We start from the raw sequence: 21,368 nt of genomic DNA, 5'->3' as shown, positions 1-21,368 counted from the left end.
GCAAACAAGGTGCAAACAAGGTGCAAACAAGGTGCAAATAAGGTAAAAGGGCGGTCATGAAAATTCCAAATCGAATCCAACCTCTGGTTGATGACGGCCTGGTCGACGATGTCATCAGCCGGCTGATGAGCGGCAAAGAAGCCGACGTCTATGTGGTGCGCTGCGGCGACGAGATCCGCTGCGCCAAAGTCTATAAAGAGGCGGCCAAACGCAGCTTCAAACAGGCCGTGGTCTATCAGGAAGGGCGCAAGGTGCGCAACAGCCGCAGCGCCCGCGCCATGGAGAAAGGCTCCAAGTACGGTCGCAAGCAACACGAAGAGGTGTGGCAGAACACAGAGGTGGATGCCCTGTTCAAGCTGGCCGCCGCCGGTGTGCGGGTGCCGCAACCCTATGTCTGCCTCGATGGCGTGCTGTTGATGGAGCTTATCACCGACGAGGAGGGCAACGTAGCGCCTCGCCTCAACGACGTGGCACTCTCCCCCGAGCAGGCCCTGGCCGATCATGCCAAGGTGATCCGTTACGTGGTGCGCATGCTCTGCGCCGGCCTCATCCACGGGGATCTCTCCGAGTTCAACGTGCTGGTGGACCAACAGGGCCCCGTCATCATCGATCTGCCCCAAGTGGTGGATGCCGCCGCCAACAATCAGGCCAAGGCGATGCTGGAGCGGGACGTCAACAACATGCGCAACTACTACGGCATGTATGCCCCCGAGCTGCTCAAGACCCGCTACGCCAAGGAGATGTGGGCGCTGTTCGAAGACGGCAAGCTCACCCCGGAATCCGAGCTGACCGGCCTGTTCGAGGAGAGCACCGAGGCCATCGACATCGATGCCGTGCTGCACGAGATCGAGAGCGCGGAAGAGGAGGCGATGGAGCGTCGGGCCCGCATGAAGGCCGAGCAGGAAGAAGAGTTCTGATCGCAGCCCGAGTGGCTTATCGCCGCCGATTCGTTTACCGCCAAAAAGAGAGCGCCATCGGCGCTCTCTTTTTATTTGGATCGGGCGGTCTTCACAGCCCGGCCAGGGGCGGGGCGATAAGACGGGGGCCGGGGTAACCTGTCACCTCACCGAAGCGCGGATGGCCGCTCTCCCAATCCAGGGCGGCGGTGCGAATAGCGTCTCTGTCAAAGCTCACGAAGTTCCACCAGATCTGCAGCGGCTGTGACAGGGGCTCGCCACCGATCAGCAGCAAGCGGGCGCCCTTCGTCAGCTCGACCTCCAGGCTCTGCTCTCCCGGCGGCAGGTAGAGCAGCTGTTCGGCGGCGAGAAGTTCTTTGGCAATGCTCACCTGCCCCTGCAGGGCGAACAAGCCGTGCTCGAAGGCCGGGTCGAGGGACAGCCGCACCCGCTGCGTCTCGCTGGCGTGCAGATCCAGCCCCAGGATGGGGGAGAAGCGCAGGGTAGGGGCACTGCACCCCTGATAGTCGCCGATCAGCAGCGTGAAGCTGATCTCCGCCTCCTGCCAGCGGGGTAATGCGGGGTAGTGATCGAAACGGGGTTGGGTCTCCTGCTCGCCCTCTGGCAGCGCTATCCAGAGCTGGGCAGCGTGCAGGTCGGGATGGCCCGCCAGTGACTCCTCGGTGTGGGCTATGCCGCGCCCGGCGGTCATCAGATTGACCTGACCGGGGCGGATCACCTGCTCATGCCCCAGACTGTCGCGGTGCAATATTTCGCCTTCCAGCATCCAGGTGAAGGTCTGCAGGCCGATGTGGGGATGAGGCCCCACGTCCAAGCCCGCCGCGCCCGGCGCAAAGCGGGTCGGCCCTATGTGATCGAGGAAGCACCAGGGACCTATGGTGCGCCGCTCCTTGACCGGAATGGCGCGAGCCACCGGGATCCCGCCCACGTCGGTGAGGCGGGAGGCAATGCGTTGCCACTGTGGTTTCATCTTCTGCTCCTTGCTGGGCGTTGATCTTGCTGCATCAGGATAGTGTATCCCTCGCGCTCGCCGAGGGCAGTGAGCGCGAGGGATCAGGGCTAGCGGCGGCGGCCGCCACCGAAGCTGCGCATGGGGGTGAAGCTCGGCCTTATCGCCGGTCTGACGGTGGGCGTGCGCACCGGGGCGGCCATGGAGCGGGGGAGATGCGGTCGGGCATCCACCCTGGGTTGAGTCCCGGGGGTCAGCATGCCGTTATTTGTCTTGGGCAGAGTAGAGGGGGTCAGCGCGCCGGTATTGTTGCTGGGCAGGGTAGAGGGTACCAGCAGGCCGCCGTCGACCCTGGGTTGTGCCCCGGGTGCCGGCAGGCCGTTATCTTCCCTGGGTTGTGTCCCGGGTGCCGGCAGGCCGTTATCTTCCCTGGGCTGTGCCCCGGGTGTCAGCAAGCCGTTATCGACCCTTGGCTGTGCTCCGGGTGTCAGCAAGCCGTTGTCGACCTTGGGCCGCGGCGTTGGCGCCAGCATGCCGTTATCGGCCCTGGGGAGAGTGCCGCCCTTGTAGTCCAGTGGTGAGCGCGGGCCCTTGTCCGGGTTGCTGACGCTGGGTCTGTTTTGCCGGTTGTCACGCAGTGCCTGTTGCTGCTCCGGCGTCATGGCATTCCAGCGGCCCGCCAGCTCGCCCCGCAGGGCGGCCACATCAGGCTGGCCATTGTTCTCCTGCCAATCCTGATACTTGTCCTTGATCTCCTGTTGGCGCTCAGGATCGAGCCCGCTCCACCACTTCTTGATCAGCTCGTCAAAATCCCCCTCGTTATCGCAGCACCAGGGGTAGTAGTCATCCCAATAGCCGTAATAGTCGTCATACCACCAGTAAGAGGCGCCATAGTGACTGCCGTAATAGCCACCAGAGCCGACCCCCACACTGCCGCCTGAGGAGGAGGTGTTGCTGCAGCCTGCGAGGCCGAGGGCCAGCAGGGGGACAAAGAGGGCGATACGCATGGGGACTCCGCAACCTTGAAATGACGCAATGAACTGATGATAAAGTAAATATGCACTAATCCCGGCCCCGATGGCAGGCCTTTGCCGGATAAAACGGCCGCTTCCCACCTCCGCCACCTCGCGATAATTGCGGCCTGGCACTGTATGAACGTACAATAGTGCCATTCCAGAACCAATCCCTAGCCTGCATGACTGCGACTCAGACCCGATCCCCCCTCAGCCCACCCGTAGATGGCTTCATCCTGACCCGTCATGGGCGAGACGTGCGCGGGCGCACGGAAATCGTGATGTGGCTCTGGAGCGAACAGGGGCCGGTGCGGCTGGTAGTGCCGGGGCAGGAGCCGGTGTTCTTCCTGCCACAGAGCCACATGGAGGAGGCGGCCGAGCTGTTCAAGGGGGCCGGGGTGAGCGGGCGGTTTCGGCGCCTGCCCATGCACACCTTCGATGGGCGCGCCGTGGTGGGCTGTTATTTCGCCACCCTGAGCGCCTTTCACCGCGCCATCGAGCTGTTGCTGATCCGAGGTCTCGAGCACTTCGAGGCGGACATCCGGCTGCCGGAGCGCTACCTGATGGAGCGTTTCATCACCGCCGGGGTACGCTTTGGCGGCAAGGCGTCGCGCAAGGGCGGCAAGCAGGGCCATTGGGAGGTGAACGAGGCGCGCTGCGCCCCCCAGGCGGTGACGCCGAGCCTCTCCTGGGTGTCCCTGGACGTGGAGTGCGCCATGGACGGTGCCCTGTTCTCGGTGGGGCTCTATAGCGAGCAGGATGCGCGGGTCATCATGATAGGTGCCCCCGAAGCGGGCGCCGAGGCGTGGGAGACGACCATTGAGTGGGTGGCGGATGAGAGCGCCCTGCTCGGTGCGCTGGAGGCCTGGTTTGGCCGCCACGATCCCGATCTCGTGATCGGCTGGAACGTGGTGAACTTCGACTTTCGCCTGCTGCTGCGCCGGGCCGAGCTCAACAAGCGGCGGCTGCGGTTGGGGCGGGGCCGCGAGCTCTGCTTCTGGCGATCGTCGCGCAACGATCCCCAGACCGGCAACGTCATCATCCCGGGGCGCATGGTGCTGGACGGCATCGATACCCTCAAGAGTGCCACCTGGCAGTTTGCCAGCTACAGCCTGGATTCGGTGGCAAGTGAATTGCTCGGTCGCGGCAAGGACATCGAGGACGTGGCGAACCGGGGGGAGAAGATCACCGAGTTGTTCCACTCCGACAAGGAGGCGCTCGCCCGCTACAACCTGGAAGACTGCAAGCTGGTGTGGGAGATCTTCGACCATTGCCACCTCATCGCCTTTGCCATCGAGCGCGCCTCCCTCACCGGCCTGGAGCTGGACCGGATCGGTGGCTCGGTGGCGGCCTTCACCAACCTCTATCTGCCACGGCTGCATCGCGGCGGCTATGTGGCCCCCAATCTGCCCGCCGATGGCGGCCTGGCGAGCCCGGGCGGCTATGTCATGGACTCCAAACCTGGGCTTTATCATCACGTGCTGGTGCTGGATTTCAAGAGCCTGTACCCCAGCATCATCCGCACCTTCTGCATCGACCCCATGGGGCTGGTGGAAGGCTTGCAACAGCCCAATACGGCTATTCCTGGCTTTCGCGGTGCCATGTTCTCCCGTACCAGGCACTTTTTGCCTGATCTCATCGCCACCCTGTGGGCGGCGCGAGACAGGGCCAAGGCGGCCAGCAACAAGGCGCTCTCCCAGGCCATCAAGATCATCATGAACTCCTTCTACGGGGTGCTGGGCTCCGGCGGCTGCCGCTTCTACGATCCGCGCCTTGCCTCCTCCATCACATTGCGCGGTCACGGCATCATGCAGCAGACCCGGGAGTGGATCGAAGGGCAGGGCTATCAGGTGATCTACGGCGACACCGACTCCACCTTCGTCCACCTCAACCGGGCGGTCAGCCCGCAAGAGGCGGACGAGATCGGCCGCAAGCTGGCTGCCATGATCAACGAGAACTGGATAAACCTGATCAGGCGCGAGTTCGACCTGCCCTGTTACCTCGAGATCGAATACGAGACCCACTACCGTCGCTTCCTGATGCCCACCATCCGCGGCCTCGAGAAAGGCAGCAAGAAGCGCTACGCCGGTCTGGTGGGAGAGGGCGAGGGGGAGCACCTGGTATTCAAGGGGCTGGAGACGGTGCGCACCGACTGGACAACCCTCGCCAAGCAGTTCCAGACCCGGCTCTATGAACTGGTGTTTCACGACGCCGATCCCAGCGGCTATGTGCGCACCATGGTGGATGAGACCCGGGCCGGTCAGCACGACGAACTGCTGGTCTACCGCAAGCGGCTGCGGCAAAAGCTTGAGGAGTATCAGAAGAATGTGCCGCCCCACGTACGGGCCGCGCGTCTGGCGGACGAGGAGAACCTGCGCCGGGGCCGGCCCCAGCGCTACCAGCACAGGGGCACCATCTCCTACCTGATGACGGTAGTGGGGCCCGAGCCGCTCGAATACAGGCGCAGCGCCATCGACTACGAGCACTACATCGACAAGCAGCTGCGGCCCATCGCCGACGCCATCCTGCCCTTCATCGGTGAGTCGTTCGACCGGATCTGCGGCCAGCAGCTGGATCTCTTCTAGTCCGAAGGCGTGCAAGGCGTGGAGGGAAAAGAAGCGGGAGGGCGAGCTCAGACGGGGGCAGGCCTGGCCTCTGCTCCCGATTGGCAAGGTGCTGAAATGTAAAAAGCCCGCTCAATGAGCGGGCTTCTTTAATCTGGTGCGTCCTAGTGGATTCGAACCACCGACCCCCACCATGTCAAGGTGATGCTCTAACCAGCTGAGCTAAGGACGCAGGGTGCGCAAGGCGACTTTGTGTTTGCAGGGGAGTGGTGGGTTTAATTGGATTCGAACCAACGACCCCTACCATGTCAAGGTAGTGCTCTAACCAACTGAGCTATAAACCCACATCTGCAATTTATTCAAACTGTTATGGTGCGTCCTAGTGGATTCGAACCACCGACCCCCACCATGTCAAGGTGATGCTCTAACCAGCTGAGCTAAGGACGCATAACAGTGTTTTTCGTGATGGTGCGTCCTAGTGGATTCGAACCACCGACCCCCACCATGTCAAGGTGGTGCTCTAACCAGCTGAGCTAAGGACGCATCACGAAAAGTGGTGGGTTTAATTGGATTCGAACCAACGACCCCTACCATGTCAAGGTAGTGCTCTAACCAACTGAGCTATAAACCCACTCTATGAAATGAATTCGAACCAACGACACAATATTCACCATGCCAAGGTAATGCTCTGACCAACTGAGCTATAAACCCACTTCAACCACGCCAGCATTGCTGGCGTGGTCGGCATACTACCCATGCCCCCCAAGGCTGTCAACAAGGGACATGCACAAAGGAGATTGTTTGCCCAGTTCTTGCGCAGCCTGTTGATTTTGCAGGCGAGCCGCCCTCATGAGCGGCTCGGCAAGCCCCCTTTATTGGGCCCGGGAGAGGGTGGTGCAGGCCTCCGGACTCGCGAAGCGGCCATAGATGAGGCGCAGTCGGGCACCCAGCATCAGGGCGGCGCCGGTCAGGCCGACGATGAAGCCCACCCAGAAGCCCTGCGGGCCCATGCGTGGCACCAGCCAGTCGGTCAGCCCCAGGATCATGCCGGTGGGCAGCCCCAGCCCCCAGTAAGCGACGATGGTGACGTAGAAGATCGCCTTGGTGTCCTTGTAGCCGCGCAGTGCCGCGGCCGCGACCACCTGTACCGAATCGGAGATCTGGTAGATGGCGGCGAAGAACAGCAGGGTGGCCGCCAGCGTGATCACCTGCATGTCGTCGGTGTAGATCCCCGCAATATGCTCGCGCAGCAGCACGGTGAGGGCGGCGGTGCCGGCGGCGACCGCCATGCCCAGCATCAGGCCGGTGCGGGCGGCGACGCGGGCGCTCGCCGGTTGACCTTCCCCTATGCTGTGGCCAACCCGGATGGTCACGCCCACGCCGATGGAGAGCGGCAGCATGAACACCAGGCTGGAGAAGTTCAGCGCTATCTGGTGGCTCGCCACCGTCTCTGCACCGAACGGGGCCAACATCAGCGCCACCACGGTAAACAGGGTCACCTCGCAGAAGATGGCCATGGCGATGGGAAAGCCGAGCCGGAACAGGCGCGAGATCCGGCTGAAGTCGGGGCGGGCGAGCTGGGCGAACAGGTTGATGGCCTTGAAGTGGGAGGAGAACTTCACGTAGACGATCATCGCCAGCAGCATGGCCCAGAGCACCAGGGCGGTGGCCACGCCGCAGCCGACCCCGCCAAGCTTGGGCATGCCGAAGTGACCGTGGATGAAGACGTAGTTCGCGGGAATATTGACCGCCAGCCCCACGAAGCCGATCACCATGGTGGGCATGGTGTGGGAGAGCCCCTCACTGAAGTTGCGCAGCACCTGGAACAGCACGAAGGCGGGCAGACCCCACATGATGGCGTGCAGGAAGCCGGTGGTCTTGGCGGCCATGACCGGATCCACGTCCATCAGATGCAGCGCCAGAGGGCTGAAATAGAGCGCCAGCATGGCGAAGGGGATCACCATCAGCGCCAGCCAGAAGCCCTGGTGCACGGCGGGGCGCACCTCGTCCCGTTTGCGGGCCCCGTTGAGCTGGGAGACGATGGGGGTGAGGGCCATGATGATGCCCTGGGTCAGCAAGATGATCGGCAGCCAGAAGCTGGAGGCCACCGATACCGCCGCGAGATCCACGGCACTGACCTGGCCCGCCATCACGGTATCGACGAAGCTCATGGCGACCTGGGCGACCTGGGCCACCAGAATGGGGCTGGCTAGGCGAACGAGTTGCTTCGCCTCGGACCAATAACGTTGCACTGACACCTCCGAATGGATCAGATAAAAGAGAAAGAACGGATGATTGAGAGGGGCTTTTGTCTCCTCGTCCCGGAGGAGACAAAACGCGGGGGTGTCATTCTAGCCTGAAAAATGGCCAATACGAAAGGTGTGGCGGCGCATTTTGGCGCGGGATCAGGCGTCTTCGTGGTCGCTGATCAGCAGATTGGCGGCGGCATAGGCGGCCTGCTCGCGCAGCTCGCTTGGCACCCGCTCGTCGCTGGCCACGGCGTTGAGCGCCCTGATGGTGGCGGCGATGGCCTGCGGCACATAGCCCTGCTCCCCTGAGCCAATCTGGCTATAGGCGATACGAATGGCCTCACAACACTGATATACCTGCATTATTTCATCCTCAATCGGCAAAGTGCACTGGTCGCCACTATAGCGATCGGGCTCGCCCTTGTCAGCTGGCGTGCTTGTCTTGGCCTGTGGCTGGGGTTAACCTGCCAGCGATTTTTGACACAGCAGGAGACGAGACATGTTCACCGGCATAGTACAGGGGACCGCCGAACTGGTGGCCTTCACCGAGCGCCCCCACTTTCGCACCCATGTGATCCGCATGCCCGATCCGGCCTGGGGCGAAGGGCTGGCGCTCGGCGCCTCCGTGGCTCACAACGGCTGCTGCCTGACGCTCACCCGGATTGAGGGGGAGCTGGTCAGCTTCGATCTGATGCAGGAGACCCTGCGCCTCACCAACCTCGGCCAGCTGAAGGTGGGTGACAAGGTGAACCTGGAGCGGGCGGCCCGCTTTGGCGACGAGATCGGCGGTCACGCCATGTCAGGCCACATCATGGGCATGGCGGAGGTCAGCTCCGTCATCGATACCCCCGACAACCGCCAGGTCTGGTATCGCCTCGCCCCCGAACTGATGAAGTACGTGCTGACCAAGGGCTATATCGGTATCGACGGCATCAGCCTGACCGTCGGCGAGGTGCGCGGCAACGAGTTCTGCGTCAACCTCATCCCCGAGACCCTGGCCCGCACCAACCTCGGTTGGGTCAAGGCCGGCTGGCACACCAACATCGAGATCGATCCCCAGACCCAGGCCATCGTCGATACCGTCGAGCGGGTGCTGGCGGCGCGCAGTTAAGCCGACATCTCTCTATCGATGCCAAAAGGCCAGCAGATTGCTGGCCTTTTTTACATTCTACAGATGATGCATCTCGTTAAATCGAGGTAAGGCAGTGCAACTCACTGCCTGGTGGGGGCAATAAACGCACCCGGCACCGTTAAAACAGCTGCTCGTCGTCCGCATCCACAAACAGCTGCAGGCAGTCGCGCACCTCGTCTCGGTGCAGCCTCAGGTGGATGGGGTTGCAACAGGCCATGCAGTCCTCGTAGAACTCCTGGTCCCCCTGGCTCGCGTCGAGCTCGATCCGGGTGTGGTGGCCGCAGTGGGGGCAGACGATGCGCTTGCTGGTGTATTCGATCATGGTGACCTCCTGGGGCCGACTGGCCGCCTCTTTCCCCTGATTCTAGTCGGCAAGGGGCGCCACATCCGCGAGCGAGCGCACGTTTAGGGCAGGGGCAGCGATAGGGGGGATCCCCGTGGAGCGGACAATCCTGGATTGGGTTGTCTCCAATCCCGGCGCCGGCCGGGCACCGCAATCCCAGCGCATTGATTGGCGAAGAAAATAAAAAGCCCCGCACAGGCGGGGCTCAAAACCGGGATCCCTGTTGCCAGGCGGCTCAGGCTATCCAGCGCGCCAGCATGGCGTCATCCAGCTCGGCCAGAGAGCCGAGCTCGTGATCGGCGATGGCGAGGCGGGGGTCTCCGACCAAGGTCGGGCACATGGGAACGATCAGCGCCTCTCGATGACTCAGGCTATCCAGCGCGCCAGCATGGCGTCGTCCAGCTCGGCCAGGGAGCCGAGCTGATGATCGGCGATGGCGAGGCGGGGATCGCCGACCAAGGCGGGATCCGGCACTATCAGCGCCTGCATGGAGGCCGCCTTGGCCGCCAGCAGCCCGGTGAAGCTGTCCTCGATGGCCAGACACTGCACCGGCAGGACGCCGAGCTTCTCGGCGGCGTGGATGTAGACATCCGGGTGCGGCTTGCCGAAGCGCTCCACCTCGGCAGAGTGCACCGCGAGGAAGCGATCCCGGATGCCGAGCTTGCCGAGCACGGCGTCGACCATGGCAAAGGGCGAGGAGGTGGCGAGCCCGATCTTGAGGCCACGGGCCTCCATCAGTGCCAGCGCCTCCAGCACGCCCTCCTTGGGTTGGCCTTCCTGCAAGATAAGGGCGATCACCTGATCCAGGATGCGCTGCACCACCTCTTCCTGGGTCGGGCCACTCCAGGGACGAATGCGATACCAGTGGGCTACCAGCTGATCGATGCGCACGCCTATGGTGGAGTTGCAGTCTTCTTCTGTGTGGAAGTGACCAACTTCGGAGAACACGGCGATCTGGGCGCGCTGCCAAAAGGGTTCGGAATCGATCAGGACACCGTCCATATCGAAGATCACGGCAGTTAACATCATCTACTCCTGACAAGGTTGAACGGGGATTATAAGCCGGACGGGCAAATGCAAAAGGGGCATTTCACTGCCCCTTGCGCCGGATCATGTGGGAAGCGGCGTTCGCTTAAAAGATGACCTCTACCTTGGCGGCCACCGCCTTGGCCCGCTCGACCGCCTCGTCGCAGTCCTGACCGCGGGCCAGGGCCACCCCGAGCCGACGGCGACCGGCGATCTCGGGCTTGCCGAACAACCGCAGCTGGGCGCCCGGCACCAGGCTCAGGGCCTCGCCAATGCCTCGATAGCGGATGTCCTGGCTGTGGCCCTCTCGCAGCACCACGGCGGAGGCGCTCGGCCCGTATTGGGTGATTTGGCCTACGGGCAGCCCCAGGATGGCGCGCACGTGCAGGGCGAACTCGGAGAGATCCTGAGAGATGAGGGTCACCATGCCGGTGTCGTGGGGACGGGGGGAGACCTCGCTGAACCAGACGTTGTCACCCTGCACGAACAGCTCGACCCCGAACAGGCCATGGCCGCCGAGGGCTTCGACCACCTTGGCGGCGACTTCCTTGGCACGGGCTAGGGCCAGCTCGCTCATGGCCTGGGGCTGCCAGGATTCGCGATAGTCGCCGTCTTCCTGACGGTGGCCGATGGGATTGCAGAAGTGGATGCCATCCACCGCCCGCACCGTGAGCAGGGTGATCTCGTAATCGAAGGGCACGAAGCCCTCGACGATCACCTTGCCACGGCCGGCGCGGCCCCCCTCCTGGGCATAGGTCCAGGCATCGTCCAGCTTGGCAAGGTCGCGCAGCAGACTCTGGCCCTTGCCGGACGAGCTCATCACGGGTTTGATCACGCAGGGCAGGCCGATGGCCGCCACCGCGGCGACGAACTCTTCCTTGCTCTGGGCGAAGCGATAGCTGGAAGTGGGCAAGTCGAGCTCTTCGGCGGCGAGGCGACGGATCCCCTCCCGGTTCATGGTGAGCTGGGTGGCGCGGGCGTTTGGCACCACTCTCACCCCTTCTTGTTCAAGCGCCGCCAGGGTATCGGTGGCGATGGCCTCGATCTCGGGGATGATGAGGTCGGGTTTGACCCGTTCCACCAGGGCGCGCAGGGCCGCGCCATCGAGCATGTCCAGCACCTGGGCATCGTGAGCCACCTGCATGGCGGGGGCGTTGGGGTAACGGTCGGCGGCGATCACCTCGATGCCGAGGCGTTGCAGCTCGATGGCGACTTCCTTGCCGAGCTCTCCCGAGCCGAGCAGCAGGGCACGGGTGGCGCCGGGGCGGGTAGCGGTTCCAAACATCTGATCTCTCCTCACGTCGATGGCCGGATCAGGGCCAATGAAGGGACAAAAAAAGAGGCACGCATAGCGTACCTCAGGAAACGGATTTATGAGCGCGCTGCTCGAGATGAGTCAGCAGCGTGATGGCGCCTATGATGATGGCGGCGCCGAGCCACAATCGGCCGGGGGGCGCCCAGCCAAACACCAGCCAGCCTGCCAGCACGTTCATCGGCAGCTTGGCGAAATCGAACGGCTGCACAAAGGACGCCTCGGCCACGCTGTAGGCGCGGGCGATGGACATCTGCGCCAGGGCCGACAGCACGCCGGAGGCCGCCAGCAGCAGCCACTGGGTCTCGCCAGGCCACTGCCACTGGGGCAGTGCCAGCATGGCGTTGAACGGGGTGCTGAAGATGAGCAGGTAGACCACTATGGTGTGGGACGACTCGCTCGCCGCCTGGTAGCGCACCAGCAGGGAGTAACCGGCCCAGAACAGCGCCGCCGCCACCGGCAGCAGGGAGGCCATGCTGAAGTCATCGGTCCAGGGGGCCAGGATCAGCATGGCACCGACGAAACCGGCAAGGGTCGCCAGGATCCGGGCCCGGCTCACCCGCTCCTTGAGCAGCAACGCCGACCCCAGGGTGGCGAACAGGGGCGAGGTCATCAACAGCGCTATGCCCTGCCAGATGGGCACGGGCACCGCCAGCGCCCAGAGCCAGAACTGGATGCCGATGACCGCCAGCAGCACCCGCAGCAGGTGCAGGCGCAATTGATTGGTCATCAGGGATTGACGCAGGCCGTGGCGTATCAGCCAGGGCAGCAGGCACACCAGGGCGACCAGGTACTGATGGAAGGCGACCTGAGTGGAGGGGAGGCCGAGGGTGAAGCTGACGTACTGGCTCAGGCTGTTGACGGCGGCGAAACAGAGGCCTGCCACCATCATCCAGACGGCGCCGGCAAAGGGAGAGTGCCTGCGGGAGGGTTCCATGGGATCCGGGGTCATGCAAAAAAGTGCCGCGGATCATAACGGCAATCGTTTGTTCTGCCAAGGGCAGGGTGCTTGGCGAGTGCCCTCTGGCGAAGAAATGCCCAGTCATCAAATTTTTTGAATAAGTTGAGCATCTATTTTCGCTATCCGCCTTGAACCCCTCTGTTTATAGTGACCTCCATCGACAGTCCTGCTGTCCAACTGACAATCAAATGGAGTCTTACCATGGCCAACATCCTCGTACTCAAGTCCAGCATCCTGGGTCAATATTCCCAATCCAACGCCCTGATCGACGGCTTCCTGGCCGATCACCAGGATGACAACATCACAGTGCGCGATCTGGCTGCCCTGAACCTGCCGGTGCTGGATGGCGAGCTGGCCTTCGGTCTGCGCGGTGGTGAGAACCTGAGCGAGCGTCAACTGGCCGTGCTGGCGCAGTCCGACGAGCTGATTGCCGAACTCAAAGCGAGCGATCTGGTGGTGATTGCTGCTCCCATGTATAACTTCAACATCCCGACCCAGCTGAAAAACTGGATTGATCTGGTGGCTCGTGCTGGCGTGACCTTCCGCTACACCGAGACTGGCCCGATCGGCATGGTGGAAAATACCCGCGCCCTGGTGGTTAGCCCCCGCGGTGGCATGCACGTCGGCGCCGCCACCGATCTGGTGACCCCTTACATGCGCACCGTGCTCGGCTTCATCGGCATCAACGAAGTGGACTTCATCTACGCCGAAGGCATGGGCATGGGCCCGGATGCTCAGGCCAAGGGCATCGAGCAGGCCAAAGAGCAGCTGGAAGCCCTGGCTATCTAAACCGCTCAGGCTCTGCCAGACAGAAACAACAACGCAGCCCAAGGGCTGCGTTGTTGTTTTGAGGCGAGGGCGCCGCTGAGGCGATCACTCTTGCAGGAAATGGCGACAGCCGCTGCCGACCATCAGGCACACGGCCACCAGAGCACCGAGCAACAGGCTGCTGAGCCACTGTTCGGCGCTGTCTGGCAACTGGGGGGAGAAGAGGCTGATCGTGAAGAGGGCGCTAAGAATGATCAGGCTGGTCTGTCGGGTGAGGATCATGGGGGTCGTCCTTGGCTGGTGGATCTTGGTAACGCTAACCACCGTGTGTGACAGCCTGATGTATCCATACCTCAGGCGACGGCTCGGCACGTGGTCGCTCTCACCTTAGCAGTTTTTGCCGCCAGAACCAGCGCCATGGGGCAGTCTGTGATCCGGATCCCTATCTGAACTGCTTTTGATCCGTCTGATAATGGAAATCGCCGCTGGCGAGCCGGGCGACCAGGGCTCCTTGATCGAGATCCTGGGCCTTGCAGAGATCGTCGAGATCATCGTAACGATCACGCAACTGCATGTTGATGAGACTCAGCAGCATGTTGACGTCCATGGTGGCAAAATTTTTCAGGTTCATGGCTGTTGCTCCTGATCCAGCAGGTGGAGTTGCTCGATGGCGTCACTGACGCTCTGCAGGTGCAGACGAATGCTCTCCCGCGCCTCGCTCGGCAGGTAGTCGGTGAGGGTATGCTGCCAGCTACCGGCCTCGGTCTTGAGCTGCTGGAACAAGACCAGCCCCGCGTGAGTGAAGGAGACCAGGCTGATGCGCTTGTCCTGGGGGCTGCTCTCGGTGACCAAGATGCCTTTTTCCACCAGGCGGTGGATCTCGCGGGAGATCCGCACCTTGTCCATCCCGCTCGCCTCCACCAGCTCCTTCTGGCTGATGGGGTAGTTGGGGCCGAGCACCATCATCAGGCGCCACTGGGGTACCGTCAGCTGATAACGTTGCTGATAAAACTGTTCGAAGGTATCGCGCACCATCTCAGCGGCATGGACCAGCTGATAGGGAGGATAGTGGGCGAGCAGCTCTATGATCTTTGACATATGGACTTCCTGCTGTGGCGGCTGCATCTGGTGCAGTTTCTCTTGATACTTTGAATCTGATGATACGTAACACAAGGGCATTTGTCTGAACAAGCACCAGAAAAATGTGCGTTCGCGCACGTGTTACGTCATGAATATAGTTTTAAAGGTTTCAATTGAACTAGCTTGCCGCATTTTTTCGTAACGAGATCAAGGCATTGTGGCCGAGACGGCTTTCACGGCTGTGTAAAAAGCGGCGCAAGATCTCATTTTGGCGACTCGCCTGTCAGTCGGGAGGCTGAGGCCCCCGGACGCACGCAAAAAGCGGGTCAGCTCATCTCCTGCTCACAGTGTGTTGAGCCCCTAACGAAGCTTGTTTTAGATTTTACGGTGGCGAAGTCTACCCAAAAATGGGGTCATATGCAGCAAGGAGCTGGCTGAATGCTGCTAATATCGCCAGGGCGGTGCCAGGTGCACGGGAAAATAGCGCGGGGCAGGGGCAAGGGACTAGGCCCTGTCACGGCTCTGGGGTAACATGCGCGCCTGCATGAAAAATGACGCTGGCTGTCAGTGCCCACGGCATGACAGGGGCGATGCACACCTATATTACGGGCACGAAATTTGGGCCCACCCGGATATTGAAAGAAGAGATCACCATGTTACAGATTGGCAAGATGAACACCCTCACCGTCGTTGAGCTCGAAGACCGTGGCGCCTGGCTCGCTGCGGGCGAATATGGCGAGCTGTTGCTGCCCAAGCGCCAGTTGCCCGAAGGCGTCACCGTGGAGAGCGAGGTGTCCGTCTTCCTCTATCTGGATGCCGACTGCGAGCCGGTGATCACCACCGACAAGCCGTTTGCCATGGTGGGCGACATCGTCGGCCTCAAGGTGATCAACGCCAACAAGATCGGCGCCTTCCTCGACTGGGGCATGAAGAAGGACTTGTTTGTGCCGAGCCGCGAGCAGAACAAGCCGATGCAGGTGGGTCATGTCTATCTGGTGCACCTGATGCTGGACAACGAGGGTCGCATGGTGGGCACCAGCCGCCTCGAGCGCTTCCTCAGCATTCATAACCCGCCCTTCAAGGCCGGGGACGAAGTGACCGCCCTGCCCGGTGAACACACCCCGCTCGGTATCAAGGCGGTGGTCAATGGCAAGTACTCCGGCATGTTGTTCAAGAACGAGGTATTCGGCCGGGTGATGACGGGCCGTCCGCTGACCGCCTGGGTCAAGCAGGTGCGTGACGACGGCAAGCTGGACTTGACCCTGCAAAAGCCAGGGATGGATCGGATGGATGATGCCGGTGGCCGCATTCTGACCCGTCTGCAGAAGCAGGGCGGCAGCCTGGCGGTGGGGGACAAGAGTGAACCCGAGCTCATCTACAAGATGTTCAACATGAGCAAGGGCACCTTCAAGAAAGCCATCGGCGGCCTCTACAAGCAGGGCAAGATTATCATCGACGACAACAGCATCAGCCTGGTGGATGCGCCCAAGGCTGAACGCCAAGAAGAGGCTGGCGAATAAGTGCCGAGCCCCTGTATCGGTGACTGCCGGGCCAGGGACGGGCTCTGTCTCGGCTGCGGTCGTACCCTGACCGAGATTGGGCACTGGTCCGCCATGGACAGTGAGGCCCAGCTGGCGCGCATGGCCGAACTGGATGGTACGCGCAGCACCCATGTCTGCCCGGGCTGCGGCGAGCCGGCGTTTTGCGCCGTCTCCGCCGGTGAGGAGATCTCGGCCTGCTGGTGCAGCCAGTTGCCCCTGATGCCGATGAGCGAGGGGACTACCTGCTGGTGTCGCCGCTGCCTGGCCAAGGCCATCGCGCTGCAACCCTGAGCGGGATGCCAGACATCAGAAACGAGAAAGGCGCCCTGGGGCGCCTTTCTTATGCCTGTTGCTGACGGTGCCAGCGCACGTGCACCTCGTGCTCGCTCTGACTGCGGGGCAGCAGGTAGGTGGCGTAGATCACCTCGAACTCTTCCTGATGATCCAGCAAGCCGACCCACACCTCGGCCCAGCGCTCCATGTCGACTGGCACGCCGAGCTCGGTCGACCAGTCGGCGTTGGGCAGGGTTGCCTCGACGGCGCCGCGCTGCTCGAACTCGAGGGTGATGTCGACAATTTGTTCGGGGGCCAGCATGTCGGCGGCCTGCTCAAGAAACTGATCATAGGCCCACTCGACCAGCTGATCCGGGCTGCGTTGTTCCATGAAATCACTCCAGATACATCCAGGTTCGCCACTGTAGCAATTATTGATGAGGGCGGCCAGATCGGGGCGCAGACAAGGCCCCTATCCAATGGCCGGATCAGGGGATAAGGTTAACAGAGTCGCCGCCATCCGGTGGTATGAGAGGACATCTGGGCAGCATGAAACGACGACAGCAGAAGCGGCAGCTCAAACGGCGGCGGGAGACCTGGTGGTGGCACTACCTGCCGCTGCATCAAGAGACCATAGGCGGCCATCTGGGACCGGCGGCAGAGCCAGCCGAGGGCGCTAGTTGGCCTCGTGTACCCGGTCCAGGGTGATCTGGCCGAGCTGCCCCATCTGGCGGCGGATCCAGGCCGAGCGTTGCTGCACATAGGGGGAGGGCGGCTTGACTCGGTAGCGCCAGGGATTGGGCAGAGCGGCGGCGAGTAACGAGGCCTCGTAGCGGGTCAGGCGGGCGGCCGGCTTGCCAAAGTAGTGCCGCGCGGCGGCCTCGGCGCCATAGATGCCGGGTCCGAACTCCACGATATTCAGATAGACCTCGAGGATGCGGGACTTGTCCCAGCCCAGCTCCATCAGCAGGGTGAACCAGGCTTCGATCCCCTTGCGCAGGAAGCTGCGATCGCTCCACATGAAGAGATTCTTCGCCGTCTGCTGGCTCAGGGTACTGGCGCCGCGCACCCGCTCGCTGCGCTGGTTGTGCCTGAGCGCCGAGTTGATGGCATCCATGTCGAAGCCGTTGTGCTCGGCGAAGCGCTGATCCTCGGCGGCGATCACCGCGAGCTGCAGCTCGCCTGAGATCTTCTCAAGCGGCACCCAGTCATGCTTGACCTCGGTGATCTTGGCGGGCGGGAACAGGGCCCGCTCGATACGCCAGGTCCACATGGGAGGATCGATGAAGCGCAGCAGCACCACAGAGACTATGGTGCTGAGCAGCGCGGCCAGCAGCAGTTTGCCGAGCCAGCCCAGCAGGCGGCGTCTCAGCGCCGGTCGCACGGGGCCAGGCTCGGACTCCCAGACATACTGGCCAGGATCATCGGGGTCGGGAATTATTGGGGTAGCCATTCGATGTGGCAGAACTTCTCGTCGACACGGCGGGAGAGCAGCATGCGAGCGAACAGGTGCTCGTACTCTTCCTCTGCGTTGCCAAGGCCTATCCAGATCTCGGCGTATTCCTCATCGCTCACGGCAAAGCCCACGTCCGCTTCCCAGTCATCGGCCGGATCGCTCTCGGCCAACAGACCGCGGTTGTTGAACTCCTGGTTGAACAGGGCGATCTCCTGCTCCGGCAGGTTGTCCGAGGCCAGCTCCATAAAGAGTTCGAGGGCGGTATCGAGCAGTTCCTCGACGCTGTGCATTTCGTCGTTCAAAGACATAAGTCATCTGTTCCAGATAATAAAAATAAGAAGCCCCGTCGTGAGCGAACGGTGGCGCGCGGTATTCTAGCTGGCCCCCGAGCCCTTGGCGAGATGCAGCGTCATGCTGACTGGCATCGGGGCAATAAAAAACCGGATCCTGCTACAGGATCCGGTCTTCATTGAGGGAAGGGGTCACGCATGGGGCGTCAGCTCATCCCTTCTTGTCATCGGCGAAGGTGATGTTGAGCTCCAGTACCGACAGCTCATCACTCTTCTTGTCGAGCTGGACGGTGATCTTGTCCGGATCGATCTGCACATACTTGCGGATCACGTCGAGGAGGTCCTGCTTGAGCTGGGGCAGGTAATCCGGCCCCCCTCTGGATGAACGCTCGTGCGCGACTATGATCTGCAACCGCTCTTTGGCCAGTTGTGCGGTGTTTTGTTTCTTGTTGGAACGAAAATAATCCAATAATGACATGTTTAACTCCCGAACAGTCGGCTAAAGAAGCCCTTCTTTTCTTCTTCCAGAAAACGAAAATCCTTGGTGTCACCCAGCAGGCGGGCAACGGCATCCTCATAGGCCTGACCGGCATCGGACTCTTTGTCCAGAATGACCGGCTCCCCCGAGTTGGAGGCGCGCAGCACCGCCTGGGACTCCGGGATCACCCCGAGCAGCTTGATGGCCAGGATATCCTGCACATCCTGCACGCTCAGCATGTCGCCCCGATTTACGCGGGTCGGGCAGTAGCGGGTCAGCAGCAGGTGCTCCTTGATGGGGTCTTCACCACGCTCGGCACGGCGGGACTTGGAGGCCAGGATGCCGAGGATCCGATCCGAGTCACGCACGGACGAGACTTCCGGGTTGGTGGTGACGATGGCCTCGTCGGCGAAGTAAAGCGCCATCAGGGCTCCTGCCTCGATGCCAGCCGGGGAGTCGCAGACGATGTAATCGAACTTCATCTCCGCCAGCTGATCCAGGATCTTCTCGACCCCTTCGTGGGTCAGGGCGTCCTTGTCCCGGGTCTGGGAGGCGGGCAGGATGAACAGATTTTCGCAGCGTTTGTCCTTGATGAGGGCCTGATTGAGGTTGGCCTCACCGTTGATCACATTGACGAAGTCGTACACCACGCGCCGCTCGCAGCCCATGATGAGATCCAGATTTCGCAGGCCAATGTCAAAATCGATGACCACTGTCTTGTGGCCTCGCTGAGCTAAACCGGTGCTCAGGGCCGCGCTGGTGGTGGTCTTGCCAACGCCGCCTTTGCCCGATGTAACGACTATGATTCGCGCCATTCTCGCTTCCTTGTAACTCTATTTGATACGGTCTATACGGAGTTGTTCGTTGTCCAGCCGGATATGGACTGGCTCTTGGATAAGACCCGCCGGCAATGCATCGCTCAGCTGAAAAGTGCCGGCGATGGAGAGCAGCTCGGCCTGTAATTGCTGACAATAGATGCGGGCCCCGGTGTTGCCCTTGGCCCCCGCAATGGCTCTGCCACGCAGGGCGCCATAAATATGAATGCTGTCGTCGGCGATGACTTCCGCGCCCGGACTGACCGAGCCCAACACCACCAGGGAGGTGCCGGCGGCATACAGCTGCTGGCCGGAGCGCACCGGTCCTATGTGTACCTTGCTCGGCACCAGAGGGGCCGGAGCAGGCTCGGCCTGGACAGTCTCGGTTGGCGGGGGAACTGGCAGCGGGGCGGGTTCGGGCTCCACCTTGCGGCTCTTGCCCGACACCATCACCGCGAGGCCTGCCACCCTGGCCGCCGTCTTCATCGCCTCATCCTTCGCCCCCGTGATGCCGACCAGCACGAAGTCTTCCGACTCGACCAACTCCCTGAGTTGATCGAAATCCGGGATCTCTACCAGTCGCTCCACATTGATGACGAGGGGGGCACAATTAAAAAACTGGGGGGCTTGCGCGACCTTGGCCGCCAGCAATTGACGGATCCGGGCCGGATTGCCATCGCTGAGATGCAACACAGAAATAGTGAAGGTAGTCCCTTTCAATTCGTTATCGCGTTCAACCATGAATCTTCCCCGAACCGAGACGGTAATACGTTATTGTTATTCAATTCCTGATGTTATAGTTTGCCACCACCAGAGGCAATAAACCCGTCGGATTATATCAATTTCCATGTTGTGTGCAGTCTATAAAAGTCGCAAAAAAGCCGAGACCTATCTCTTTATTGAAAGAAGAGAGGATTTCTCCCGTGTGCCAGAGGCACTGATGAGTACCTTCGGTCGTCCCGAGCTGGTATTGATGACCAAGCTCGATCCCGCCAAACCCTTGGGGATCGCCTCGACCGAGCGGGTGATGGAGGCGCTCAAGCAACAGGGCTTCTATCTGCAAGTCCCGCCGCCGCCTGAGAATCTGCTGGAGCAGCACAAGGCGCAATTAAAGGCCTCATCCTGATGAGAGGGCGGCGGGCGCTGTTATTGCTAAGTGGCATATTAAGCATGCCGTTGCAGGCCAGCCCCGCGTTCGATGACTATGTCGTCGGGCTCAAACGGGAGGCGGTGGCGGCGGGGATCTCCCCGGCCACGGTCGAGGCCGCCTTTGCCGATATCCGGATAATCGAGGCAGCCATCAAGCACGACAAAAACCAGCCGGAATTTAAACTGACGCTGGATTCTTATATTCCCCGCGCAGTGCCCCAATGGAAAGTCAATCAGGCCAAAGCCTTATATCGCCAGCATCTGCCGCTGCTCACGAAAATAGGCCAGGAATATGGGGTGCAACCCCGTTTTATTGTCGCCCTGTGGGGCATCGAAACCAATTTCGGTAAATTGACCGGTAATTTCCCCCTGATATCGTCCCTGGCTACCCTGGCCTGGGAAGGGCGCCGCGAGGACTTCTTCAAGGGGCAACTGTTCGATGCGCTGCGCATCATAGAGCAGGGACACGTGACCCCCACCGCCTTTAAAGGCTCCTGGGCCGGCGCCATGGGGCAGGTGCAGTTCATGCCGTCATCCTTCCTCAAATACGCGGTCGATCAGGATGGGGACGGCAGGAAGGATCTGTGGGGCGATCTCGCGGATGTGTTTGGTTCTGCGGCCAATTATCTGCATCAGAACGGCTGGCGGGAGGATGCAACCTGGGGCCGGCGGGTGAGGGTGCCAGCGAGCCTGGACCCTGGCTTGCTCGGGCTGGAGCAGCGCAAGTCGCTGGCACAGTGGCAGGCACTCGGGGTGCGGCAGCAGGATGGATCAGCGCTGCCGAAGGTCAAGATGCAGGCCTCCCTCATCCGGCCGGATGACGTCCATGGGCGCAGCTATCTGGCCTATGACAATTACCGGGTGCTGCGCCACTGGAATCGTTCCCCCTATTTCGTGGTGGCGGTCGGGACCCTGGCCGATCGGATTGTGGAGTAGCCTCGCCGGGTACAGGGCGGATGGGAAACATCTGATCCGCAATAATCCGGGCAGGTAAAAAGGCATTCACAATATGGATGCTACCGGTTGGCCCGGACCACGCTAAATAACTCAAA

25 protein-coding genes and 5 tRNA genes are annotated in these 21,368 nt (G+C 61.7%); 8 read left to right on the top strand and 22 right to left on the bottom strand.

What is annotated here, in order from left to right:
- Positions 1-56: 56 nt before the first annotated feature.
- Complete coding sequence (locus BN1124_RS01760) at positions 57-917, top strand: PA4780 family RIO1-like protein kinase (protein WP_042638499.1); 861 nt, start codon at positions 57-59, stop codon at positions 915-917.
- Between the two features lie 91 nt (positions 918-1,008).
- Here the strand turns inward: BN1124_RS01760 and BN1124_RS01755 are convergent, their stop codons facing one another.
- Together BN1124_RS01755 and BN1124_RS20450 are read right to left on the bottom strand one after the other, a co-directional pair.
- Positions 1,009-1,887: a pirin family protein gene (locus BN1124_RS01755; protein ID WP_082041393.1), complete on the bottom strand. Its 879-nt coding sequence runs from the start codon at positions 1,885-1,887 to the stop codon at positions 1,009-1,011.
- Positions 1,888-1,976: 89 nt separating this feature from the next.
- Positions 1,977-2,873 (bottom strand): hypothetical protein, encoded by an 897-nt coding sequence (locus BN1124_RS20450; RefSeq protein WP_048822922.1) that lies wholly within the window; start codon positions 2,871-2,873, stop codon positions 1,977-1,979.
- A 188-nt stretch (positions 2,874-3,061) separates the two neighbouring features.
- Here BN1124_RS20450 and BN1124_RS01745 point away from each other — a divergent pair, with 188 nt between their 5' ends.
- On the top strand, positions 3,062-5,464 hold the full coding sequence (locus BN1124_RS01745; RefSeq protein ID WP_042638495.1) for a DNA polymerase II: 2,403 nt from the start codon (positions 3,062-3,064) through the stop codon (positions 5,462-5,464).
- A gap of 134 nt (positions 5,465-5,598) precedes the next feature.
- Here the strand turns inward: BN1124_RS01745 and BN1124_RS01740 are convergent.
- The 7 genes from BN1124_RS01740 to BN1124_RS01710 all read right to left on the bottom strand — a co-directional run bounded on the left by BN1124_RS01740 (position 5,599) and on the right by BN1124_RS01710 (position 8,055).
- Positions 5,599-5,675, bottom strand: a tRNA-Val gene (locus tag BN1124_RS01740).
- Between the two features lie 35 nt (positions 5,676-5,710).
- Positions 5,711-5,787, bottom strand: a tRNA-Val gene (locus BN1124_RS01735).
- Between the two features lie 26 nt (positions 5,788-5,813).
- A tRNA-Val gene (locus BN1124_RS01730) sits at positions 5,814-5,890 on the bottom strand.
- A gap of 19 nt (positions 5,891-5,909) precedes the next feature.
- A tRNA-Val gene (locus BN1124_RS01725) sits at positions 5,910-5,986 on the bottom strand.
- Positions 5,987-5,997: 11 nt separating this feature from the next.
- Positions 5,998-6,074, bottom strand: a tRNA-Val gene (locus tag BN1124_RS01720).
- Between the two features lie 241 nt (positions 6,075-6,315).
- Positions 6,316-7,695, bottom strand: coding sequence for an MATE family efflux transporter (locus BN1124_RS01715; protein ID WP_042638494.1), 1,380 nt, complete (start codon positions 7,693-7,695; stop codon positions 6,316-6,318).
- A gap of 153 nt (positions 7,696-7,848) precedes the next feature.
- Positions 7,849-8,055, bottom strand: coding sequence for a YaeP family protein (locus tag BN1124_RS01710; protein WP_033131949.1), 207 nt, complete (start codon positions 8,053-8,055; stop codon positions 7,849-7,851).
- Between the two features lie 136 nt (positions 8,056-8,191).
- On the opposite strand from BN1124_RS01710, the gene BN1124_RS01705 reads away from it, so the two are divergent.
- Entirely contained in the window at positions 8,192-8,803 is a 612-nt protein-coding gene (locus tag BN1124_RS01705; RefSeq protein WP_042638492.1) for a riboflavin synthase, read from the top strand.
- 139 nt (positions 8,804-8,942) lie between these two features.
- On the opposite strand, the gene BN1124_RS01700 is transcribed toward BN1124_RS01705, so the two are convergent.
- From BN1124_RS01700 to BN1124_RS01680, 4 genes are all read right to left on the bottom strand, one after another.
- The gene (locus BN1124_RS01700; RefSeq protein WP_033131947.1) at positions 8,943-9,146 is read right to left on the bottom strand and encodes a CPXCG motif-containing cysteine-rich protein; all 204 of its coding nucleotides are present in this window, start codon (positions 9,144-9,146) and stop codon (positions 8,943-8,945) included.
- A 387-nt stretch (positions 9,147-9,533) separates the two neighbouring features.
- Positions 9,534-10,193, bottom strand: coding sequence for a hexitol phosphatase HxpB (gene hxpB / locus BN1124_RS01690; RefSeq protein WP_042638488.1), 660 nt, complete (start codon positions 10,191-10,193; stop codon positions 9,534-9,536).
- A gap of 106 nt (positions 10,194-10,299) precedes the next feature.
- Complete coding sequence (purT, locus tag BN1124_RS01685; RefSeq protein ID WP_042638486.1) at positions 10,300-11,478, bottom strand: formate-dependent phosphoribosylglycinamide formyltransferase; 1,179 nt, start codon at positions 11,476-11,478, stop codon at positions 10,300-10,302.
- A 73-nt stretch (positions 11,479-11,551) separates the two neighbouring features.
- Positions 11,552-12,442, bottom strand: coding sequence for a DMT family transporter (locus BN1124_RS01680; protein WP_042638972.1), 891 nt, complete (start codon positions 12,440-12,442; stop codon positions 11,552-11,554).
- A gap of 225 nt (positions 12,443-12,667) precedes the next feature.
- Between BN1124_RS01680 and BN1124_RS01675 the strand changes: the two genes are divergently transcribed.
- A complete protein-coding gene (locus tag BN1124_RS01675) occupies positions 12,668-13,255 on the top strand; it encodes an FMN-dependent NADH-azoreductase (RefSeq protein WP_042638484.1) in 588 nt (195 codons plus the stop codon).
- Between the two features lie 84 nt (positions 13,256-13,339).
- Here the strand turns inward: BN1124_RS01675 and BN1124_RS21085 are convergent, their stop codons facing one another.
- From BN1124_RS21085 to BN1124_RS01665, 3 genes are all read right to left on the bottom strand, one after another.
- On the bottom strand, positions 13,340-13,516 hold the full coding sequence (locus BN1124_RS21085; RefSeq protein WP_152599363.1) for a hypothetical protein: 177 nt from the start codon (positions 13,514-13,516) through the stop codon (positions 13,340-13,342).
- Between the two features lie 160 nt (positions 13,517-13,676).
- Entirely contained in the window at positions 13,677-13,865 is a 189-nt protein-coding gene (locus tag BN1124_RS01670) for a DUF4250 domain-containing protein (protein ID WP_042638482.1), read from the bottom strand.
- On the bottom strand, positions 13,862-14,332 hold the full coding sequence (locus tag BN1124_RS01665) for a MarR family winged helix-turn-helix transcriptional regulator (protein WP_042638480.1): 471 nt from the start codon (positions 14,330-14,332) through the stop codon (positions 13,862-13,864). The genes BN1124_RS01670 and BN1124_RS01665 overlap by 4 nt, the downstream gene beginning before the upstream one ends.
- A 617-nt stretch (positions 14,333-14,949) precedes the next feature.
- Here BN1124_RS01665 and BN1124_RS01660 point away from each other — a divergent pair.
- Positions 14,950-15,834, top strand: coding sequence for a CvfB family protein (locus BN1124_RS01660; protein WP_042638969.1), 885 nt, complete (start codon positions 14,950-14,952; stop codon positions 15,832-15,834).
- Positions 15,835-16,146 carry a DUF1289 domain-containing protein gene (locus BN1124_RS01655; protein ID WP_042638478.1) on the top strand — a complete coding sequence of 104 codons (312 nt, stop codon included), beginning with the start codon at positions 15,835-15,837 and terminating at the stop codon, positions 16,144-16,146.
- Between the two features lie 49 nt (positions 16,147-16,195).
- Here the strand turns inward: BN1124_RS01655 and BN1124_RS01650 are convergent, their stop codons facing one another.
- From BN1124_RS01650 to minC, 6 genes are all read right to left on the bottom strand, one after another.
- Positions 16,196-16,519, bottom strand: a complete 324-nt coding sequence (locus tag BN1124_RS01650) for an HI1450 family dsDNA-mimic protein (protein ID WP_033132006.1) — start codon at positions 16,517-16,519, stop codon at positions 16,196-16,198.
- Positions 16,520-16,804: 285 nt separating this feature from the next.
- Positions 16,805-17,512, bottom strand: a complete 708-nt coding sequence (gene mtgA / locus BN1124_RS01645; RefSeq protein ID WP_156128014.1) for a monofunctional biosynthetic peptidoglycan transglycosylase — start codon at positions 17,510-17,512, stop codon at positions 16,805-16,807.
- A 53-nt stretch (positions 17,513-17,565) separates the two neighbouring features.
- Positions 17,566-17,892, bottom strand: a complete 327-nt coding sequence (locus BN1124_RS01640) for an HI1450 family dsDNA-mimic protein (protein WP_042638474.1) — start codon at positions 17,890-17,892, stop codon at positions 17,566-17,568.
- Positions 17,893-18,085: 193 nt separating this feature from the next.
- Positions 18,086-18,352 (bottom strand): cell division topological specificity factor MinE, encoded by a 267-nt coding sequence (gene minE, locus BN1124_RS01635; RefSeq protein ID WP_005311265.1) that lies wholly within the window; start codon positions 18,350-18,352, stop codon positions 18,086-18,088.
- Between the two features lie 2 nt (positions 18,353-18,354).
- A complete protein-coding gene (gene minD / locus BN1124_RS01630) occupies positions 18,355-19,167 on the bottom strand; it encodes a septum site-determining protein MinD (RefSeq protein ID WP_005311266.1) in 813 nt (270 codons plus the stop codon).
- Between the two features lie 18 nt (positions 19,168-19,185).
- Positions 19,186-19,908 (bottom strand): septum site-determining protein MinC, encoded by a 723-nt coding sequence (minC, locus tag BN1124_RS01625; RefSeq protein WP_042638469.1) that lies wholly within the window; start codon positions 19,906-19,908, stop codon positions 19,186-19,188.
- A gap of 106 nt (positions 19,909-20,014) precedes the next feature.
- On the opposite strand from minC, the gene BN1124_RS01620 reads away from it, so the two are divergent.
- Both BN1124_RS01620 and BN1124_RS01615 read left to right on the top strand, forming a co-directional pair.
- Positions 20,015-20,293: a YcgL domain-containing protein gene (locus tag BN1124_RS01620; RefSeq protein WP_033132010.1), complete on the top strand. Its 279-nt coding sequence runs from the start codon at positions 20,015-20,017 to the stop codon at positions 20,291-20,293.
- The gene (locus BN1124_RS01615; RefSeq protein ID WP_042638466.1) at positions 20,293-21,252 is read left to right on the top strand and encodes a lytic murein transglycosylase; all 960 of its coding nucleotides are present in this window, start codon (positions 20,293-20,295) and stop codon (positions 21,250-21,252) included. Before BN1124_RS01620 ends, BN1124_RS01615 begins: the two co-directional genes overlap by 1 nt.
- Positions 21,253-21,368: the final 116 nt, after the last annotated feature.

Origin of the sequence: Aeromonas eucrenophila, assembly GCF_000819865.1 — a bacterium.
Taxonomy (GTDB): domain Bacteria; phylum Pseudomonadota; class Gammaproteobacteria; order Enterobacterales; family Aeromonadaceae; genus Aeromonas; species Aeromonas eucrenophila.
Note: the sequence above shows the minus strand (reverse complement) of the source record. Positions and strands in the feature narration are given on the sequence as shown.

Coding starts and splice junctions, on each gene's coding strand:
- BN1124_RS01760 (WP_042638499.1), top strand. CDS start 57: ATGAAAATTCCAAATCGAATCCAACCTCTGGTTGATGACGGCCTGGTC.
- BN1124_RS01755 (WP_082041393.1), bottom strand. CDS start 1,887: ATGAAACCACAGTGGCAACGCATTGCCTCCCGCCTCACCGACGTGGGC.
- BN1124_RS20450 (WP_048822922.1), bottom strand. CDS start 2,873: ATGCGTATCGCCCTCTTTGTCCCCCTGCTGGCCCTCGGCCTCGCAGGC.
- BN1124_RS01745 (WP_042638495.1), top strand. CDS start 3,062: ATGACTGCGACTCAGACCCGATCCCCCCTCAGCCCACCCGTAGATGGC.
- BN1124_RS01710 (WP_033131949.1), bottom strand. CDS start 8,055: ATGCAGGTATATCAGTGTTGTGAGGCCATTCGTATCGCCTATAGCCAG.
- BN1124_RS01705 (WP_042638492.1), top strand. CDS start 8,192: ATGTTCACCGGCATAGTACAGGGGACCGCCGAACTGGTGGCCTTCACC.
- BN1124_RS01700 (WP_033131947.1), bottom strand. CDS start 9,146: ATGATCGAATACACCAGCAAGCGCATCGTCTGCCCCCACTGCGGCCAC.
- hxpB (WP_042638488.1), bottom strand. CDS start 10,193: ATGTTAACTGCCGTGATCTTCGATATGGACGGTGTCCTGATCGATTCC.
- purT (WP_042638486.1), bottom strand. CDS start 11,478: ATGTTTGGAACCGCTACCCGCCCCGGCGCCACCCGTGCCCTGCTGCTC.
- BN1124_RS01680 (WP_042638972.1), bottom strand. CDS start 12,442: ATGGAACCCTCCCGCAGGCACTCTCCCTTTGCCGGCGCCGTCTGGATG.
- BN1124_RS01675 (WP_042638484.1), top strand. CDS start 12,668: ATGGCCAACATCCTCGTACTCAAGTCCAGCATCCTGGGTCAATATTCC.
- BN1124_RS21085 (WP_152599363.1), bottom strand. CDS start 13,516: ATGATCCTCACCCGACAGACCAGCCTGATCATTCTTAGCGCCCTCTTC.
- BN1124_RS01670 (WP_042638482.1), bottom strand. CDS start 13,865: ATGAACCTGAAAAATTTTGCCACCATGGACGTCAACATGCTGCTGAGT.
- BN1124_RS01665 (WP_042638480.1), bottom strand. CDS start 14,332: ATGTCAAAGATCATAGAGCTGCTCGCCCACTATCCTCCCTATCAGCTG.
- BN1124_RS01650 (WP_033132006.1), bottom strand. CDS start 16,519: ATGGAACAACGCAGCCCGGATCAGCTGGTCGAGTGGGCCTATGATCAG.
- BN1124_RS01640 (WP_042638474.1), bottom strand. CDS start 17,892: ATGTCTTTGAACGACGAAATGCACAGCGTCGAGGAACTGCTCGATACC.
- minE (WP_005311265.1), bottom strand. CDS start 18,352: ATGTCATTATTGGATTATTTTCGTTCCAACAAGAAACAAAACACCGCA.
- minD (WP_005311266.1), bottom strand. CDS start 19,167: ATGGCGCGAATCATAGTCGTTACATCGGGCAAAGGCGGCGTTGGCAAG.
- minC (WP_042638469.1), bottom strand. CDS start 19,908: ATGGTTGAACGCGATAACGAATTGAAAGGGACTACCTTCACTATTTCT.
- BN1124_RS01620 (WP_033132010.1), top strand. CDS start 20,015: ATGTTGTGTGCAGTCTATAAAAGTCGCAAAAAAGCCGAGACCTATCTC.
- BN1124_RS01615 (WP_042638466.1), top strand. CDS start 20,293: ATGAGAGGGCGGCGGGCGCTGTTATTGCTAAGTGGCATATTAAGCATG.